Here is a 20,281-nt window from a genome sequence, read left to right as displayed (position 1 = left end):
GCGAAAATAGCAGATTTGAATCCGAGTTCAGATGAATGATATGCACACGTTTACGTTTGTATGTCGCTCTGCGCTGTCTCCGACTGCGCTGAGGCTTACATGGTCTTTGACCATCTTGTAAACAAAAACAAATATCTAATTCAAACTTCAATAGTTACTTAAATCAAGACGGTCGGAGACCGCGGAAGCCTCAGCGCAGTCGGAGACAGCGCAGAGCGGTGATGGTCTTGGACCACCTTTATAATTGGAATTATTTGGTTACTTGGAATTACAATTTAAACCTATCGGTCGGGAGACCGCGGTTCGGCTGCGCAGTCTCCGACTGCGCAGAGCGGGGTTGCTTTTTTTATGCTATTTTTTTATAATAATTCGTTGGCCAGGTTGGCGAGTTCGCTGCGTTCGCCTTTTTGGAGGGTGATTACGGAGCACATTGGGTGGTTGTTTATCTTGTCTATCAAATAACTCAATCCGTTGCTGTGGGTATCGAGATAGGGTGTATCGATTTGATTGATGTCGCCGGTGAAAATGATTTTTGTGTTCTCTCCTGCTCGGGTGATGATGGTTTTTACTTCGAGCGGTGTGAGATTTTGAGCTTCATCGATGATAAAATAAATATTGGAAATACTGCGACCACGAATATAAGCAAGTGGCTGAATGACGAGTTTTTCCTGTTCAATCATTTGCGCAATTGCTTTGTATTCGCTGTCGTTTTGCTCAAATTGATTTTGAATCATTTTTAAATTATCCCAAAGTGGTTCCATGTATGGATTCAGTTTGGATTTAATATCGCCCGGTAAATAACCAATGTCTTTATTATTTAATGGAATAATTGGGCGGGCAAGAAATATTTGTTTATAATTTCTTCTTTGTTCTAATGCAGAAGCCAATGCCAGCAAGGTTTTCCCGGTTCCTGATTGTCCCTGTAATGCTACCAGTTTAATATCCGGATCCAGTAAAACATTTAGGGCAAATACCTGTTCAGCATTACGTGGTTTAATACCGTATGCAGTAGCTTTATTAATTCGTTCAAATACTTTTTCTTCAGAATTATAACTTGCTAATACACTGCTGCTGCCATTTTTCAAAATAAAACACTGATTGGAAAATGGTTCCTGTTTTAATATTTTTTTAAATCCGATAAATCCGTCGCTGTAAATTTTATCAATTGTTTCGTGATCAATCCCTTCAATTGTTTCAATTGGTTCCTTTAATAAATCGGGATTTTCAATTTTATCGTTTTTGTAATCTTCGCTGTAAAGTCCGAGCGACTTGGCTTTCAGACGAAGATTAATATCTTTTGTAACCAAAATAACCTTATGCGTCGGATATTTTTGTTTCATAACCAAAGCCGTATTCAATATTTTATGATCAGGCTTTTCTTCTCCAAAAACTTCTTCAGCATTTAAACCGGTATGTTCATACATGGCAACCAGCATGCGCCCTGTAGTGCGTCCGTTAATTGGTCGCCACTCCTGCAAAGTACTTTCCTTCGATTTATTATCGAGAAATCGAATAAATTCCCTTGCTTCAAAATTGATGGTTTCGTTACCCTTCTTGAAGTTGTCTAATTCTTCCAGCACTGTTATGGGAATAACTACATCATGTTCCTCAAATTTGTTTACAGAATTATGGTCGTGCAGTATAACCGATGTGTCTAGAATGAAAATTTTTTTCTCCTCCTGCACTTTAGCTTTTTTCTTCAATGCCATATCGTGGTTTGTAATCCAAGATTAGCTTATGTTTGCAGAACTACAAACAAGGTTATACCACATAGTTGTTGATAATTGTACGTACCAGCGTACAGCTCAGGCCGGAAGCACCTGTACAAGGGCAGTTAAAAAGAATTCAATTTGCTGCTGTTTTTCGACTTCATCTAAATTTAATCTATCAGCAATAACATTTGCCACATCTGTATATATTGCCTTGGCAGTTGGCATATCGAAATATAATAATCCTGTTCTGCGAATAATAAAATCGCTCACGTTGGTTACCATTTCATTTTCAATACAATAAATTATTTCAGCCGTTAATATTCTTAAGTGTGCATTTTTAACCGAATTTCCTATTTCAAATGCCAGGTTAATGATATCTTCTGTAGCAGTGCCGTAATTATGTACTAAATAGGTAATTGTTTTTCTGCTTACCTCAATTTGTTTTGCCTCACCTGTTCTTCTTTCAATATATTCTTCAATTGGGATATTAAAATCAGCGCCAAATAATTTAATATTTATCGTATGACCTGCAGGAATATGTTTACCGAGTTTTTTTTCTTTTTTTGCGAGCAGATTAACAACCTTTTCAGCCATTTTCCGGTAACCGGTTAATTTACCTCCTGCTATGGAAATCAATCCCTTATCTGAAATAAATATTTCATCTTTTCGAGATAATTCAGATGGTGACTTTCCTTCCTCATGTATTAGCGGCCGCAAACCGGCCCAACCCGACAAAATCTGATTATTGCGTAACGCAAGTTCAGGAAACAAAGCATTTACAGCCTGAATCAGGTAATTGGCATCTTCTGTAGTAAGGCTGATATTATCTTTGTCGCCGGTATAATTCGTATCAGTAGTCCCAATATAAACGATATCACCTCGCGGAATAATAAATATCATACGGTTATCACCCGCAACATCAAAATACAAGGCATGTTTTACAGGTAAATCCGATTTATGAACAACAATATGTATACCTTTGGTGAGATGTAATTTTTTCCCTTTAGGTAATGTTTCTAAACTCCGAACATCATCTACCCATGGGCCTGCAGCGTTAATTACAAATGTGCCTTTAAATTCCATTTGTTTATCGCTAATTAAATCTCTTGCGATAACGCCGGTAATTTTATTATTTTCAAATAAAAAATTTTCTGCTTTCAGATAATTAAAACAGTCTGCACCGTATTGATTTGCTGATTTAATAACACTCAATGTTAATCGTGCATCATCCGTTCTGAATTCTTTATAAATTGCCGCACCTAATAATCCGTTTTTATTTATGAGGGGTTCCAGTTCAGACATTAATTTACTATCTACAAGATAATAACGGTCTTCTTTTTTCACCTGCGCCAGTGCATCATAAATGCGTAATGCCAGCGATGTGGAAAATTTGCCGAGACTGCCGTCCTTATAAATCGGCAACACCATATTAACAGGTTCAACCAAATGTGGTGCAAGTTTATGAATAACAGCACGTTCAATTCCAACCGTCCGCACCAATCCAAATTCCAGCTGTTTTAAATATCGTAATCCGCCATGAATCAGCTTAGTCGATTTTGAAGAAGTTCCACCTGCGAAGTCGTATTTTTCAAGCAAAAGCACCTTCAATCCTCTTGCAGCGGCATCAAGTGCAATTCCAGCCCCCGTAATTCCGCCTCCAATAATAATAAGGTCATAGGTGACCTGCCGGGCTTTTGCCAAATTTTCGTTCCGAAGTAATGTGTTGAGCGACAAGCGTGGAATTTTTACAAAGGTGTGAAATTAATTAGCAAATTTGGCAATTAGCAAATTAGCAAATGGGGTTTATCGCTTGTGCACATGCGTCGATATATAGTCAATTTTGAGAATGCTAAAAGTGATTAATGAAATTTGAGGGTTATTTTTTTGCAAAAAATAACAGGATGTTGATTTGTAAGAATAATTTATAGTTTACGAATCACCCCATCAGCTAATTTGCTAATAAGCTAATTTGCTAATTCAACCAAGCGTGCCTTGTAAAACTCTAAATCAACATCTACCTCCTCACCCAATTAGCTAATTTGCTAATCAACCAATTTGCTAATTCCCTAATTTGGCTATCTTTGCCGCATGACATTCGAACATTTAACAGATTTAAAAGAAAAACTGCTTGTTTTGAGGAGGTTTCTTTAACTTCGATGATAAGGTTACACAAGTAAGAGAAGACGAACAAATTACACACCAGCCGGGTTTTTGGGATGATCCGAAAAATGCTGAGGTGGTGTTGAAGCGAATCAAGATTAACAATATCTGGATTAATAGCTATAATGATGCCGCAGCAGCCGTTGACGACCTGGAAGTGCTATATGAATTTTCGCAAGCCGGTGAGGCGGGTGAAGAGGAATTGGAAGCACAGTATGTAAAATCACAGGCAATACTGGACGAGCTGGAATTTAAATCGACACTTACCGAACATGAAGATCAATTACCTGCAATTTTAACGATAAACTCAGGTGCTGGTGGCACAGAAAGTTGCGATTGGGCGAGTATGTTATACCGCATGTATAATATGTGGGCGAGTAAAAACGGATTTAAAGTAACGGAACTCGATTTTCAGGCAGGTGATGTGGCGGGCATTAAAAGTGCTTCATTACAAATTGATGGTGAGTTTGCTTATGGTTTGCTGAAAAGTGAAAATGGCGTGCATCGTTTGGTGCGCATCTCTCCTTTCGACAGCAATGCAAAAAGGCATACGAGTTTTGCCAGTGTGTTTGTTTCGCCATTGATTGATGATACCATTGAAATTAATATTTCACCTTCCGATTTAACCTGGGACACCTTCCGAAGTGGTGGTGCCGGTGGTCAGAATGTAAATAAGGTGGAAACGGCAGTGCGGGTAACCCACTTACCTACCGGTATTGTTGTTGCCTGTCAGGTGAACAGAACACAGGGTTTAAACCGTGAAATGGCTATGCAAATGTTGCGCAGTAAATTATATGATTTAGAATTGCAGAAACGTCAGGAAGTAAAAGATAAAATTGAAGGCACCAAAAAGAAAATTGAATGGGGTAGCCAGATTCGAAATTATGTTTTACATCCTTATAAATTGGTTAAAGATGCCAGAACAGGTTATGAAACCGGAAATGCAGATGCTGTATTAAACGGAGGCTTGGATGAATTTATCAAAGCCTACCTGCTTATGGAGTAATAAAATAAATAATTATGAAAGGTCCGGAGTATTATAATTCCGGATTTTTTATGCGGTAAATGTGATTTTAATCAACAATAATTTTATATTTTTTATCCTTTGAAATGCATTTATAATTAATATAACTTTACCCAAAATTTTAAATTATGCGCACACAACACAACCTCGTTTTAGCCTTTTTAATGCTTTGTTTCAGCTTGGGACTACGGGCTCAAAGTATTGTTTTATGTGAGTCATACGACCAAAGTGGAAACCCCTCCGGTGTATATGCATCATGGGATGTAGCAAAGGAAGGCGGATATGTTTACATATTATATAAGCAACCTTCCAATTTTGCTAGTGGCGTTTGGTATTTGTATATTGATCAATGGGATGTAACTCAAAATAAATACATTCCGTTTGAAACGATTCCTGCTTCAGATAACACGACTTCCTGGTTTGTACGCGATCAATTTTTCACAACACCCGGCGATTACAAAGCAACCATGATGTTTAATGGTAATGAAATGGCTAGCGTAGAATTTGATGTAGCTATAGATTATACAATTGTTAGCGATACCAATAAAATAGATACTTACTATTATGAAAATTCAGAAATGCGATTTTGTAATACTGTGGATGCCAGTATCAATTTAATTGGCGAATCGAGCGTATTTTACTTAACCTCTGACAGTGTTACTGTTACCTGCTATGTAGCAAATAACAACCGCCCTTTTGAATCAGAATATGTTTATGTAGATATTTTTAACGAAGAGGATGATTTATTTGGAGAACCCACCATGAGTTTTACGGTAAGTATCGAAAAAGATTGGGATTATTTTGCATTCAAAGCCACTTTTAAAGAAAAGGGACTTTATTATGTAGATATTTATAATGAGGAAGATGTTTTTATAAATACAGCAAGCGTCACCATTGAATAAATAAGCAAATTGCAGCCCAAAATTGAATAAAATTGTTAAGTCGGTTGAAATATATTTTCAGCCGACTTTTTCGTTTTATAATGTTTCAAGACATAAGAAATGCGCCATAACATTTGTTTGATACTGTTTAATTTAATTTTGTTAAGTGCAGTATCCGGACAATTATTTGAGGAAGGATACTTGTCATTTTTTGAACGAAATATTCCCACTTGCCGGGTAATGATTTCAAATACTTATTTTGGAGATGATAGTTTGCCGATTAAAACTGATACAATTCGTTTTGATAGGTCAGGAAATCGAATTGCAGTTACAAACTACACAAATAATGAATTTTATTTTTCCAGACGCTTTACCTATTATTCGTTCGGGGATGTTATTGCAGAATATTATATCAATGAAAAGCGGGATACAATGGTAAATTTTTACAGTTGTAGTTATGTTAGAAACGAGCTTGTAGAGAAAGTATCATCCAGTGGAATTACAAATATTACTTATCAATATAACTCAAAAAATTATTGCGATTATATCGTATCCCAAGGCGTTTCTGACGAAAGAAAGTTTATTTTCGGCTATCCACAAATATTCGAATACGAAGAATATGGAAATTTCAGTAAGCTCATTAAATATAAAAGGAATACTCCTGCGCTGATTATTAAAACTGAATCAAATGAGTTGCAATCATTTCTCTACAGCGAGCAGTATACCATTCGATTTGGACGAATAACTAAATGTATTGTTACATTCTATAATGGAGACACAACCAGTTTCAAAATTAAATATCATGGCATTCAGCCGGTTCAATTAATTTCTTCAGAATTTACTATCGATGCAACCTATAACAAAAATGGGGTTTTGCAAGAATTAATCGAAACGAATCAGGACAATCAGATAAAACACGTACTTTTTGAATATGTATATTAATACTGTTCGAATTTCGCTTCTTTTTTCAATTTGAGTTGCGCATTTAAAATCAGCAAAATTAAAATAGCCCAAAGTAATTGATGCGCCTCTTGTTCCAAAATTGAGTCCGCCCTGATCTTTTGTCTTAGTAAGCAAATCGCCGAACGTAGCGCCAAAAGGGCGTGTTAAAACAAATGCCGCCCAAAATAAAACCACATGCGAAATTTTAGAAAAGTAATAACAGGCGATTATTATTATTAATAATGTTCCAATTAATATGGCTCCACCAGCAAAGCCCAAACCGGAATCATCAGCAAGAAAATCGCCCAAGGCTGTGCCAAGGGTATTGGAAAATAATATGGCAGTCCAATAAAACAATTCACCTTTTTTTGTGCGTATTTCAGTAACAGAAAGTGATTTTTCTGATTGAAACCAGATAAATAATGTTGTAAGCAGCAAAACAATTAAAATGCAGGAACCTAAGGCATAACCCAATCCGAGTGTGCGGTCCATGTAATCGGACATAGTGGTTCCTGCGGTGCTGGTAGATAAAATAACGGCCCAATAAATAACAGGATGATACTTTTTTACAGATAACTGAATAATGAGCGTTATCAAAAAAACGCTTAATAAAATGATAGAGGATAAAGCATAACCAACATTTAAAGTCATAGATAACAAATCGCCGGCAGTTTCACCCAAAGTGGTGGCACAAATTTTCATTACCCAGAAAGCCAAAGTAATTGCCGGTAGCTTGTTATAAATTTTCATTTAATAAAGTTCAATGTAATCAGTAAAATGATTATGAGAATACCGGCAAGAGAGGTTACAAAAAGGTAGTCAGCAATTTTCTCCAATCTCCTTTCCTTAGTTGGATGAACGGTTCTGATAGAAATAAATGAAAACAAACATGCAAAAGTCAGCAAAACCGCCACGCCTGAAGTAAGCTCATCAATTATATGCGTTTCAGTGCGACTGGCAATATGGAGTGATGTAATTACGAATAAACAGAATCCTAAAAGGTTGGCAGCGGTGTTTAATATATGTTGCGAAGTGTTGTTAGCCATGGTAATAAATGATAATTTAGTTTCAAATTTACAATAATCGCGCCGATAGTGAACATTATTACAATGATTAACCTTTATTAACCAACAGATACAATTCTACTTAATTAATTGTTTATTTACATTATTTGGCGTCATTCCAAAAATACATAATGCGCGGACATCCATGAGATGATTAATCCGAAACCCCGCGTGAGTGATTGCAGCGTAAAACCCGCAGGACTGAGGAACGAAGGACGAGGATTTGGAGCGGAAAGCACGGTGCCGTATCGGATTGTTTAGCTATCAACTAATGTTCATTTCGGCACACGCCCCAGTTATTTAAATTAAATATCTTAAGAAATTGAAATAGCACTGATTTAATATTGAACCCAACACATTTCAATTTTTTCACAAAATAGCTACGTAGTTTTTAATTTTTCAAGACATCATGATAATCATCAATTTTATCAAAAACCGATTTCGCGAATGGACAAAGCGGTTTAATTTTAATACCTTTTTCTCGTGCAAACGCCACTGCTTGAGCAACAAGTTGTTTGCCGGCACTTTTACCTCTTAATGCGTCGTCAACTTCCGTATGTTCAATAATAATTATACCGGCCCCAGCCCAAACATAGGTCATTTCAGCCATTTTTTTTCCATTTATCTCAATGAAAAAACTTCCCCTCTTATGGTTATCAGTTTGTTGAATTTCCATTGTGTAAATATAAATATTAATGTGATGATGCGCTAATTAACAGGCTTATAAGTTACCGATAAACAGCCGGTTCAACTCTCCGCTTTATCAGTGTACAATTGGTGTAAAAACTTAGCGCGCTTGAAATAACACATTATATAAACCTTAAACTTCGCGACTTTGCGAGAAACTAATCAATGTGCAAATGTACCGATGTACCAATGTACCAATTAAACAGCCGGTTCACGACTCCGACTTTTTCCTTTCTTCCGCGTGAAATTGGTTTATAGACTTAGCGCGCTTGAAATAACACATTATTTAAACCTTAAACCTAGCGACTTTGCGAGAAAATAATCAATGTGCAAATGTACCAATGTACCCATGTACCAATTGAACAGCCGAAACCACAGAGGAAATACAAAGAAAACAGCCCACTGAGTGCACAGAGGAATTTAGTGTTACCTTATGATATTTATTTTCCATGATTAAAAAACATCCATCTAATTTACAAAATAAACAGCAGGCTCATCGCTCCGCTTTTTCAGCGTACAAATGGTGTAAAAACTTAGCGCGCTTGAAATAACACATAATTTAAACCTTAACCTTCGCGACTTTGCGAGAAAATAATCAATGTGCAAATGTACCAATGTACCCATGTACCAATTGAACAGCCGAAACCACAGAGGAAATACAAAGAAACAGCCCACTGAGTGCACAGAGGAATTCAGTGTTACCTTATGATATTTACTCACCCTAGATAAAAAACATCCATCTAATTTGCCCAATAAAAAAACGTTTCAACGCTCTGCTTTATCAGTGTACAATTGGTTTAAAAACTTAGCGCGCTTGAAATAACACATAATATAAACTTTAATCTTCGCGACTTTGCGAGAAAATAATCAATGTGCAAATGTACCAATGTACCCATGTACCAATTGAACAGCCGAAACCACAGAGGAAATACAAAGAAAACAGCCCACTGAGTGCACAGAGGAATTTAGTGTTACCTTATGATATTTATTCACCGTAGATTAAAAAACATCCATCTAATTTACCCAATAAGGGGCAGGTTCAGCTCTCCTTTTTCAACGTACAACTGGTGTAAAAGCTTAGCGCGCTTGAAATAACACATAATTTAAACCTTAACCTTCGCGACTTTGCGAGAAACTAATCAATGTGCAAATGTACGATCACTGGTGTCCGGTAAAAAATAATTATAAATAAAAAGGGAGCTCCGAAGAACTCCCAATAAGTGTTAGTTTTGATTTGCGACCAAAAACTAAACTTATGCGCAAAGGTACTTTTTTTACCGGACAGCCGGTATTCAATCAACTACTTTCTTTAATACCCCGGGCACAAATCGAGCGTTTGTCTAAACTGCATAATGCAAATCGATATTGCAAGAAATTTATGGCATATGACCATTTGATCACGATGTTATATGGTGCATTTTTCAATGCCACCAATTTGCGTGAAATCACTACAGGAATGCAGGGTTACGGCCTAAATAAACTCAATCATTTAGGGTTGCTGGATACACCAAAAAGAAGTACGTTATCAGAAGCAAATCAACGCCGTCCTGCCAAATTCTTCGAAAGTGTGTATCACATGCTTTATGATACCTATTTCGGTTTACCGGACAGCCGCCGTCCATTAAATATCGATGATGACTTATTTATCATCGATTCAACAACATTTAGTCTCTTTAATTCAGTGATGCGCGGTGCCGGTACCGCTAAACAAAATGGAAAAAAGAAGGGTGGTGTTAAAGCGCACATGATGATAAATGCCAAGCATGATTTACCTGCATTTGTTTTTATTAGTGAAGCCAAAGAACATGATTTAACTTTCTTACACCAACTTAAAGTGCCTGATAACTCTACTGTGTTGTTTGATAAAGCCTACACCAATTACAAGCAGTTCGCTGAATGGGGTAATCACGGTATTAGATGGGTAAGCCGACTTAAAAGGGATGCTTCTGTAAAAGTGCTGGTGCACCGCCCTGTGTCGGAAGCAGCCTATGACTCAGGTGTCCGCTCTGATAATTATGTGGAATTAGGTCGGCCAAGTAATCGAAAAAAAATCCCCTTAATTAAAGCCCGAGTAGTTGAATTTTGGGATGAGGAAAAGCAACGCATGTTTCAATTTGTTTGTAATGATTACACTAGCGATCCGGAAGTCATTGCAGACTTGTATAAGCGCAGATGGCAAATTGAAACATTATTCAAGCGCATAAAACAACGTTATCCATTAAAATATTTTTTAGGCGATAATCCCAATGCAATAGAAATACAAATATGGGCAACTTTGATATGTGATTTATTAGTGAGAATAATACAAAAAACAGTTAACCAAACAGGAAATAAGCATTGGGCTTATTCTACAATATCAGGCATGATTAGGCAACATCTGATGAACTATTTTAACATCATTGATTTTTAATCGACCCCGAAAAAATGCTTAGCATTTATAAACCACCATCACCACAACTGTCTTTTAACTTCCTAAGGGCTTCACCTTGAAAAAGCAACTATCTGCAACCTAAAACCACCGTAAATAAACAACTTCGTAAAATCATATGAGTTTTACCGGACAACAGTGATGTACCGATGTACCAATTAAACAGCCGGTTCACGACTCCGACTTTTTCCTTTGTTCCGCGTGAACCTGGTGTAAAAGCTTAGCGCGCTTGAAATATTACATTATATAAACCTTAACCTTCGCGACTTTGCGAGAAACTTAATGCGCTTGTTTTATTTTAACGGCTCCGGTGCATTTGCAAAATGATTGTATTTACCACGTATTTTACCAATTAAAACAATTATTGGAAATATTACTTTTTTGACAAATGTAGGCACTTCTTTAATATCATATTCTGATTTGTATCTCGTTACCAGATAAGCACCATCGAAAGCCTCCGGTTGTGCATTACCGGATTTATTTTGTGCTGCATATAAAGCAGATAAAAAGAACACCACCGAGTTTGCAGGTTCTATCCATCCATTGGCTACCAGGGGATGGTTGTCGGCTGCCCAAAATTTATGTGGTGTGCCGCGTTTAAATAAAACGGTTTCACCCGGCAAAGCCATTTTCGGTTCCTCTCCTAAAACCTGATAACCCATTTTTCCCGAAACAACTGATAAACATTCATCTTGCTGAAAATGCACATGCATGGCAGGACCTGCACCGGGTTTACAATTTCCAATCACCAATACACGGTCGCCCTTAAGTGTTTTTTCTATTCCGGTAAATGTGAGTTTTTCGCCTATACAGTTTTCAATTGTAAGTGGATAAGTATGTTGCATAATTTTCAATTTATAAAACAAAAATAGCTATTTTTGGACATTGTCCAAATTTTATGACCACAAAAGAAAAAATATTTTCAAAAGCCCTTGAATTATTCAATAATGAAGGGGTGGAATATGTCGGTATGCGCGAATTAGCCGCCCATCTTAACATGCGCGTAAGTAATATCACCTATTATTATCCAACGAAGGATGACTTGGTATTTGCGATTTCACAAGGGTTAAAAGATGCCAACTCTAAGGTTGTAGTAGCCAGTGAAAGCATCACTTTGGCTGAATTTCTGAACATGCTACAACAAGTTTTTCACAATCACGTGCAGTATCGATGTTTGTTATTAAGTTTTGTGCATCTTATGGAGCAAAACAAAGTAATTAAGTCCCAATATAAAAAAACCGCTTCGAGCAGAAATATGGCCATCAGCGCAAATATTTCGCATCTTATAAAAAATGGGTTTCTCAAATTCAAGGATAAATCGGATGTTGAGTATTTAGTTTCTGCACTTTCGTTGATTATCCGTTTTTGGATATCAGAAGCAGCTGTCTCACAAAGCAGATTGAGTGTAGAAAACCAAATCCATCACTATTTAATTTTAACGGCAAAAACGATTCAACCCTATACTTCTAAAAAGGGAGAAAAAGAAATATTGCATTTTTTAGCAGGATTACAAGCTTAGTGGAACAAGCTTATACAATCAGCTCATCATAAATTTTATAGGTATAACACAACAAAATCCAACGGGCACACCGATTAGTGTAGCAGGTCCGTCGAAAGTTAATGAATTAAGCACTCTAGCAGCTTCTTTATCCAGCGTGACTTGTATACCGCGGTTCACGCTGACACTAGAAACTTTGCCTTTATCATCAACGATCAACGTTAGGTATATTGTACCTTCAATTCCATTGTCACGGGCCAACCGCGGGTAGTAGGTATGGCTACCTATATATTGAAAAATAGATTGCTCGCCGCTTGTTATTTTTGGTGCCTTGTATTGCAGCGAGTCATTATCTTTAAAATAATCAGCCATTTTAGGCGTTGTGTTAATACAAGTGTCTTTGCTATAAATTAACTGAAAATCATAATTGAGCACTTTGTGTTCTCTTTTAGGATTAATCCATACACCAACTTGTTCACTATTTTTAGTCGCCTCAAAAAAAATCACTTCCTGTTTAATGATATTAATTGCTTCAACAGTAATTGTTCCGTCTTCGGATTGTGTAATTGTTTTTTTATAAACTGCCTTTTCTTCAGGCACTTCTTTTTTCAAATTTTCATCTTTGTAATAAGTTGTCTGACTTGTTTGAGCAGTGGATATATATGTAATTAGGATAAACCCAAGTGTAAAACAAAATTTTTGCATGGTTGCTTTTTTTACAAATTTAGGAGAAAAATTATTAATCATTCTAGCCGTGAAAATTTCAGCTGCTTGGTTTATCAGCATAAAACTCCGCCTTTTTCCATTTTTCCGCGTGACACTGGTGTAAAAGCTTAGCGCGCATGAAATAACACATTATTTAAACCTTAACCTACGCGACTTTGTGAGAAACTAATCAATGTGCAAATGTACCGATGTACCAATGTACCAATTAAACAGCCGGTTCACGACTCCGACTTTTTCCTTTCTTCCGCGTGAAATTGGTTTATAGACTTAGCGCGCTAGAAATAACACATTATATAAACCTTAAACTCCGCGACTTTGCGAGAAACTAATCAATGTGCAAATGTACCGATGTACCCATGTACCAATTAAACAGCCGAAACCACAGAGGAAACCCAAAGAAAACAGCCCACTGAGTGCACAGAGGAATTTAGTGTTACCTTATGATATTTATTCACCGTAGATTAAAAAACATCCATCTAATTTACCCAATAAGGGGCAGGTTCAGCTCTCCTTTTTTCAACGTACAACTGGTGTAAAAGCTTAGCGCGCTTGAAATAACACATAATTTAAACCTTAACCTTCGCGACTTTGCGAGAAACTAATCAATGTGCAAATGTACCAATGTACCCATACCAATTGAACAGCCGAAACCACAGAGGAAATACAAAGAGAACAGCCCACTGAGTGCACAGAGGAATTTAGTGTTACCTTATGATATTTATTCACTGTAGATAAAAAACATCCATCTAATTTACACATTAAACAGCCGGCTCACCGCTCCGCTTTTTCAGCGTGCACCTGGTGTAAAAGCTTAGCGCGCTTGAAATAACACATTATATAAACCTTAAACTTCGCGACTTTGCGAGAAACTAATCAATGTGCAAATGTACCAATGTACCCATGTACCAATTGAACAGCCGAAACCACAGAGGAAATACAAAGAAAACAGCCCACTGAGTGCACAGAGGAATTTAGTGTTACCTTATGATATTTATTTTCCTAGAAATAAAACTTCCATCTAATTTACACATTAAACAGCCGGTTAATCGTTCCGATTTTTTCAGCCTGCAACTGGTGTAAAAGCTTAGCGCGCTTGAAATAACACATAATTTAAACCTTAACCTTCGCGACTTTGCGAGAAACTAACCAATGTGCAAATGTACCGATGTACCAATGTACCAATTAAACAGCCGGTTCACGACTCCGACTTTTTCCTTTGTTCCGCGTGAACCTGGTGTAAAAGCTTAGCGCGCTTGAAATATTACATTATATAAACCTTAACCTTCGCGACTTTGCAAGAAACTAATCAATGTGCAAATGCACTGATGCCAATGTCTCAATTAAACAGCCGGTTCACGACTCCGACTTTTTCCTTTGTTTTGCGTGAACCTGGTGTAAAAGCATAGCGCACTTGAAATAACACATTATATAAACCTTAAACTTCGCGACTTTGCGAGAAACTAATCAATGTGCAAATGTACCGATGTACCAATGTACCAATTAAACAGCCGGTTCACGACTCCGACTTTTTCCTTTGTTTTGCGTGAACCTGGTGTAAAAGCATAGCGCACTTGAAATAACACATTATATAAACCTTAAACTTCGCGACTTTGCGAGAAACTAATCAATGTGCAAATGCACAATGTACCCAATTAAACAGCCGGTTCACGACTCCGACTTTTTCCTTTGTTCCGCGTGAACCTGGTGTAAAAGCATAGCGCACTTGAAATAACACATTATATAAACCTTAAACTTCGCGACTTTGCGAGAAACTATTCAATGTGCAAATGTACCAATGTACCCATGTACCAATTGAACAGCCGAAACCACAGAGGAAATACAAAGAAAACAGCCCACTGAGTGCACAGAGGAATTTAGTGTTACCTTATGATATTTATTCACCGTAGATAAAAAACATCCATCCAATTTACAAAATAAACAGCCGGCTCATCGCTCCGATTTTTTCAGCGTGCAATTGGTGTAAAAGCTTAGCGCGCTTGAAATAACACATTATATAAACCTTAAACTTCGCGACTTTGCGAGAAACTATTCAATGTGCAAATGTACCGATGTACCAATGTACCAATTAAACAGCCGGTTCACGACTCCGACTTTTTCCTTTGTTCCGCGTGAACCTGGTTTAAAAGCTTAGCGCGCTTGAAATATTACATTATATAAACCTTAACCTTCGCGACTTTGCGAGAAACTATTCAATGTGCAAATGTACCAATGTACCCATGTACCAATTGAACAGCCGAAACCACAGAGGAAATACAAAGAAAACAGCCCACTGAGTGCACAGAGGAATTTAGTGTTACCTTATGATATTTATTCACCGTAGATAAAAAACATCCATCCAATTTACAAAATAAACAGCCGCTCATCGCTCCGATTTTTTCAGCGTGCAATTGGTGTAAAAGCTTAGCGCGCTTGAAATAACACATTATATAAACCTTAAACTTCGCGACTTTGCGAGAAACTATTCAATGTGCAAATGTGCCGATGTGCCCAATGCCCAATTAAACAGCGGTTCACGACTCCGACTTTTCCTTTGTTCCGCGTGAACCTGGTTTAAAAGCTTAGCGCGCTTGAAATATTACATTATATAAACCTTAACCTTCGCGACTTTGCGAGAAACTATTCAATGTGCAAATGTACCAATTGAACATCCGAATTTGAGCAAGAATGTCATCCCATCGATAAACCCCCATCAGCTAATTAGCTAATCAATCCATCGAAGCGTGCAATGCGCCTTACCTAGGTGTTCACTTCCGTTGCCGATCGCTGAATTCGCACCTAAACCCTCTTCACCCCATACCTCGCCGCAGTAAAAATCTGCCGTCTAAAAACATAAATTTCAAACCAGCTCCAAATGCGATATTTGAGCTTTTCGTGTTTTTGTAAGGGGCGATTTATTGTTTTTTGATGTTTGGAATAATTTAATTGATCGCCCCAATTAAATTGTGCAATACGTTCGTTCATGATGGCGGGATGGGTGCCTTTAAATAACGGTTTTCTTCCAACCGGACCGTAGTCAAATTTTGTTGCGGTAAAATTTTCGGTTGTGGTATCTGCACCGTGATGCAGCGTATTACTCATTTTGCGTTTTTGCATCATAAAATCCGGGGGACGAACCCAGCCGTAGTGATATATTGCTGCATTTACACGCGCTACTTTTAATTTGTAAACGCCCTCCTGCTGACGGTAGTTTCCTGTAAACTCCGGTATACGACGAAAACCCTGGGCATCACCAAATGAATGTATGTCAGGCCTGTTTCTGATGATGCGAATTTCGTGACTGTAAGCACTGTGGGAGCGGTTTTGGTGGCGATAATCGGCCCAGAAATGGTAATAATTGAACAATAAACCCTCAATTTCGTGGTTTTCAAGCAATTCCGCGCATCGTGACCGTATTGTGGCATAATCCATTTCGTGAAGCACTTCGTCGCCCTGAAGGTAAAATAACCATTCTCCGGTGCAATTTGCGCGTGCTAAGTCAGTTTGTTGCGCGTAAACCTGGGCTTTAGGGTAGGTTTTAGTGTCCCAAACGGTATGTATAATTCGAATTTTCGGGGAGTTAATTGCATGTATCAAATCTAAAGTGCCATCACCCGGGTCGTTGTCGCCAACTGCAATTACCAGTTCATCAACAAGCGGCAATAAACTCATCAGCGATTCCCGAATCGGATAACTGAGTTTGTCGGCATTACGAATAAATGTGAAGCCGGAAATGCGCATGCACAAATTTAGATATAAAAGTGAAAGTGCTAAATAAAATTATGCTGCTAAAATATCTTCCAGCCTTCTTAAATCATCAGCTTTATACTGGTCGGCAGGTTTTTTAATCAGTTGAATTAAATATTGCACATATTCCAGCAAAACCTGTTTGTTCGATGCCGGTGCAAAATATTTATCGTTTGGCTGAGCGCCAATTTTATTGAGAAAAATATTAATTTCTTTTTCGCTGAATGCTAACCCTTTGTTATAAGGATTAATATAAAACAACACTTCATTTTTTGCTGCCTCACGGTCGTCGAAATCGGAAATAAATTCGCGGGTGCGGGCTAAAATAAAATGTGAACTTAGGCATACACCATATACAGGTAAATCCAACTGCTGACATAAACTCAAATACAATAACCCAATGCTGAAATGGTTGCCCTTAAAGGCATCCACCACAATATTGAGATACATGTAACGCATCTCATCATCATCATTATTTAATCCGAGAAACTGATAATGTGAAAACAAGGTTTGATTTACCACATTCATTTGTTCCAGTGGCGAGAGATAATTATTTATGCCAATCCAGATATCTTTTTGAATACGCGAAATAGTTTTTAATAATTTATCTTCATCTAATTCAGGATACTGGTGACGCGTTACAATTAATAATCCTTTTAATAATTCATTATTATCGTTGGCAGCCCAAATTTGTAAATCCTGTTCTACGCGTAAAAATTGTATGTGATGAATTAATTCTTCGATGCGCTCCTGCATAACAGGGTTCGGAATGGTAGTATAAGCATCTTCCAGCTTCTCTATCACCATTGGCCCCAGCGCAATTAACCTTGCAGATACGTGGTCAAACACTTCCTGATCATTGTCGTCTAACAATGCAATCAACGCCGCTATTTCACTCTCATTACTCACTGTGTCCGTTTTTCCGCTTCAACTCAAAATTAAATCATACCAATTAAAAACCACTTATGCTTTTTTCTTTGCGAAACGTTTTTTTCCTTTTACTGAAGGGTCTGTATTTTTTATAATATCCAAAACATCATCAAGCGTTAAATCTTTAGCCACTTTATCTTTTGGAATTTTATAATTTTCTTTTCCCTTTTTAATATATGCACCGTATTGTCCGTTCAACACCTGCACTTCATGTTCAGGAAAATCGTGAATCAGTTTATTCGCATCTTTTTCATCTTTCACCAAAATTAATTCAATAGCTTCTTCTAAAGTGATACTTGCTGCTTCCGTACCTTTTGGTATAGAATAAAACTTTTTCATATTGCGCACATATGGGCCAAATCGACCAATGCCAACCACTACATCATCTTCGCGATAAGTGCCAATTGTTTTTGGCAACTCAAATAATTTAATGGCATCTTCCAAAGTTAATTCTGCCATGTTTTGTGTTTTGAGTAAACCGGCAAATTTTGGTTTTTTGGCGTCGGGATTATTCTTTAATTCTTTTGGATCCAGCGTCTCTCCCATTACCACCATGGCACCGTATTTTCCCATCATCACTTTCAGTGGTTCACCGTTTGGATGTAAGCCCAAATACCGCTCTCCTGTTATCTTTTGAGCTGTTTTGGTGGTTACTTCCATGTGGGCATGAAATGGCTTGTAAAAATCATCGATCATTTTATGCCAGTCGATTTTACCAACTGCAATTTCATCAAATTGTTCTTCCACATTTGCGGTGAAATTATAATCTAGAATTTGCGGGAAATTGGTAATTAAAAAATCGGTAACCAGCATACCTAAGTCGGTAGGAAATAATTTCATGCGTTCAGCACCATACGTTTCGGTAAGTGTTTGTTTTTGCACTTTACCATCTTTTAAGGTGTACTGAATAAACGAACGTTCCACACCTTCTTTATCTTTTTTCTCTACGTATTCTCTTTTCTGAATGGTAGAAATTGTTGGTGCATAAGTAGAAGGTCGGCCAATACCTAATTCTTCCAATTTTTTTACCAGACTTGCTTCCGTATATCGTGCACCCGGTTTAGAAAATTTTTGTGCGCCGGTCATTTCAGTTAATGCTAAATCCTGACCAATTTTTAATGGTGGTAATAATGTAGCATCTTCATCTTTAACATCTTCAAGCGCTTCGGTATATACTTTTAAAAATCCGTCGAATTTAATAATCTCACCTTTTGCAACCAGATTTTCTTTGCGTGATGAAATGTCGATATCTACTACTGTTTTTTCCAGTTCCGCATCGGCCATTTGGGAGGCCATGGTGCGTTTCCAGATGAGTTTATACAAACGTTTTTCATCGAAATCGGCTTCCACTTCATGATTTTCCATGTACGTTGGGCGAATGGCTTCGTGGGCTTCCTGAGCGCCTGCCGATTTTGTTTTGAATTTGCGCGGATTAGAATATTTATCCCCGTAATTTTTTACAATTTCAGCTTTCACCGCTTCAATTGCCTGTTCACCTAAATTTACCGAATCCGTTCTCATATAAGTGATATGCCCTTCTTCGTATAATTTTTGGGCAATCATCATGGTTCGGGCAACCGAAAATCCGAGTTTCGTTGAGGCTTCCTGTTGTAATGTAGAAGTGGTAAATGGTGCTGAAGGTGTTCTTTTTGCCGGTTTAACCGCAATATTGGCAACCGCAAATTTTGCTCCGTTACAATCGTTTACAAATTTTTCTGCATCACCTTCCTGCTCCAATTTTTCAGGTAAATCGGCTTTTAGCGTGTATTCTTTACCATTTTCATCTTTTACAATAAAATTGGCAGTTATTTTATACGACGATGCCGATTTAAAAGCATTTATTTCCAGTTCACGTTCCACCAAAACCCGCACAGCAACACTTTGCACGCGTCCCGCAGACAAGGAAGTTTTCATATTGATTTTGCGCCAAAGCAGTGGCGACAATTCGAAACCTACTATGCGGTCTAAAATTCTGCGTGCCTGCTGCGCATCAACTAAATCGATATTTATGAAACGTGGTTTTGCCACCGCATCCTGAATGGCTTTTTTAGTGATTTCGTGGAAAACAATACGTTTCGCATTTTTAGCATTTAAGCCCAAAACCTCACATAAATGCCAGGAAATGGCTTCTCCTTCGCGGTCCTCATCCGTTGCTAACCAAATTTCTTCAGCACTTTTCGCGAGCTTCTTCAATTCCTTAACCAGGGCTTCCTTATCGGGCGAAATCACATATTTCGGCTCATAATTTTTTTCAAAATCGATACCAAAATTTGCCTTCTCCAGGTCGCGGATATGGCCATAACAACTCTTCACCACAAAATCTTTCCCAAGAAATTTTTCAATAGTTTTTGCCTTCGCAGGCGACTCCACAATCATTAAATTTTTTGCCATCTCAACGGTTTACTTAGGTGCAAAGATAATTTTCTGCCGAACATACAAGTGTCCCGACTAATTTTTTATCTACATCTTTCAAACCAATATCCAC

15 protein-coding genes are annotated in these 20,281 nt (G+C 37.6%); 5 read left to right on the top strand and 10 right to left on the bottom strand.

Going from position 1 to position 20,281, the window contains the following annotated elements; translation table 11 throughout:
• Nucleotides 1-359: 359 nt before the first annotated feature.
• Both IPI65_14975 and IPI65_14970 read right to left on the bottom strand, forming a co-directional pair.
• The gene (locus tag IPI65_14975; protein ID MBK7442775.1) at nt 360-1,709 is read right to left on the bottom strand and encodes a PhoH family protein; all 1,350 of its coding nucleotides are present in this window, start codon (nt 1,707-1,709) and stop codon (nt 360-362) included.
• 96 nt (nt 1,710-1,805) lie between these two features.
• Nucleotides 1,806-3,446 (bottom strand): glycerol-3-phosphate dehydrogenase/oxidase, encoded by a 1,641-nt coding sequence (locus tag IPI65_14970; GenBank protein MBK7442774.1) that lies wholly within the window; start codon nt 3,444-3,446, stop codon nt 1,806-1,808.
• A 354-nt stretch (nt 3,447-3,800) separates the two neighbouring features.
• Between IPI65_14970 and prfB the strand changes: the two genes are divergently transcribed.
• The 3 genes from prfB to IPI65_14955 all read left to right on the top strand — a co-directional run bounded on the left by prfB (nt 3,801) and on the right by IPI65_14955 (nt 6,719).
• A protein-coding gene (gene prfB / locus IPI65_14965; GenBank protein MBK7442773.1) for a peptide chain release factor 2 occupies nt 3,801-4,878 on the top strand; the annotation gives its coding sequence in 2 pieces (ribosomal slippage) (nt 3,801-3,848 and nt 3,850-4,878; 1,077 coding nt in all).
• Nucleotides 4,879-5,024: 146 nt separating this feature from the next.
• Complete coding sequence (locus tag IPI65_14960; GenBank protein ID MBK7442772.1) at nt 5,025-5,798, top strand: hypothetical protein; 774 nt, start codon at nt 5,025-5,027, stop codon at nt 5,796-5,798.
• 99 nt (nt 5,799-5,897) lie between these two features.
• Entirely contained in the window at nt 5,898-6,719 is an 822-nt protein-coding gene (locus IPI65_14955) for a hypothetical protein (protein MBK7442771.1), read from the top strand.
• Here IPI65_14955 and IPI65_14950 read toward each other — a convergent pair.
• The 3 genes from IPI65_14950 to IPI65_14940 all read right to left on the bottom strand — a co-directional run bounded on the left by IPI65_14950 (nt 6,660) and on the right by IPI65_14940 (nt 8,459).
• The gene (locus IPI65_14950) at nt 6,660-7,469 is read right to left on the bottom strand and encodes a hypothetical protein (protein ID MBK7442770.1); all 810 of its coding nucleotides are present in this window, start codon (nt 7,467-7,469) and stop codon (nt 6,660-6,662) included. The two genes, IPI65_14955 and IPI65_14950, sit on opposite strands and share 60 nt — an antisense overlap.
• Entirely contained in the window at nt 7,466-7,765 is a 300-nt protein-coding gene (locus IPI65_14945; GenBank protein ID MBK7442769.1) for a hypothetical protein, read from the bottom strand. Before IPI65_14945 ends, IPI65_14950 begins: the two co-directional genes overlap by 4 nt.
• 409 nt (nt 7,766-8,174) lie before the next feature.
• Nucleotides 8,175-8,459, bottom strand: a complete 285-nt coding sequence (locus tag IPI65_14940; protein ID MBK7442768.1) for an N-acetyltransferase — start codon at nt 8,457-8,459, stop codon at nt 8,175-8,177.
• 1,266 nt (nt 8,460-9,725) lie between these two features.
• Between IPI65_14940 and IPI65_14935 the strand changes: the two genes are divergently transcribed.
• Nucleotides 9,726-10,880: an IS4 family transposase gene (locus tag IPI65_14935; protein MBK7442767.1), complete on the top strand. Its 1,155-nt coding sequence runs from the start codon at nt 9,726-9,728 to the stop codon at nt 10,878-10,880.
• 311 nt (nt 10,881-11,191) lie between these two features.
• On the opposite strand, the gene IPI65_14930 is transcribed toward IPI65_14935, so the two are convergent.
• The gene (locus IPI65_14930) at nt 11,192-11,743 is read right to left on the bottom strand and encodes a cupin domain-containing protein (GenBank protein ID MBK7442766.1); all 552 of its coding nucleotides are present in this window, start codon (nt 11,741-11,743) and stop codon (nt 11,192-11,194) included.
• A gap of 53 nt (nt 11,744-11,796) precedes the next feature.
• On the opposite strand from IPI65_14930, the gene IPI65_14925 reads away from it, so the two are divergent.
• Nucleotides 11,797-12,417, top strand: a complete 621-nt coding sequence (locus IPI65_14925) for a TetR family transcriptional regulator (GenBank protein MBK7442765.1) — start codon at nt 11,797-11,799, stop codon at nt 12,415-12,417.
• Nucleotides 12,418-12,435: 18 nt separating this feature from the next.
• Here IPI65_14925 and IPI65_14920 read toward each other — a convergent pair whose 3' ends face one another.
• From IPI65_14920 to topA, 4 genes are all read right to left on the bottom strand, one after another.
• Entirely contained in the window at nt 12,436-13,182 is a 747-nt protein-coding gene (locus tag IPI65_14920; GenBank protein ID MBK7442764.1) for a TonB family protein, read from the bottom strand.
• A 2,736-nt stretch (nt 13,183-15,918) separates the two neighbouring features.
• Nucleotides 15,919-16,860 (bottom strand): hypothetical protein, encoded by a 942-nt coding sequence (locus IPI65_14915; protein ID MBK7442763.1) that lies wholly within the window; start codon nt 16,858-16,860, stop codon nt 15,919-15,921.
• 39 nt (nt 16,861-16,899) lie between these two features.
• Nucleotides 16,900-17,775 carry a transglutaminase family protein gene (locus tag IPI65_14910; GenBank protein MBK7442762.1) on the bottom strand — a complete coding sequence of 292 codons (876 nt, stop codon included), beginning with the start codon at nt 17,773-17,775 and terminating at the stop codon, nt 16,900-16,902.
• 54 nt (nt 17,776-17,829) lie between these two features.
• Nucleotides 17,830-20,187 (bottom strand): type I DNA topoisomerase, encoded by a 2,358-nt coding sequence (gene topA / locus IPI65_14905; protein ID MBK7442761.1) that lies wholly within the window; start codon nt 20,185-20,187, stop codon nt 17,830-17,832.
• Between the last annotated feature and the right edge of the window lie 94 nt (nt 20,188-20,281).

Source organism: Bacteroidota bacterium (genome assembly GCA_016706255.1).
In the GTDB taxonomy this organism is placed as follows: domain Bacteria; phylum Bacteroidota; class Bacteroidia; order Chitinophagales; family BACL12; genus UBA7236.
Note: the sequence above shows the minus strand (reverse complement) of the source record. Positions and strands in the feature narration are given on the sequence as shown.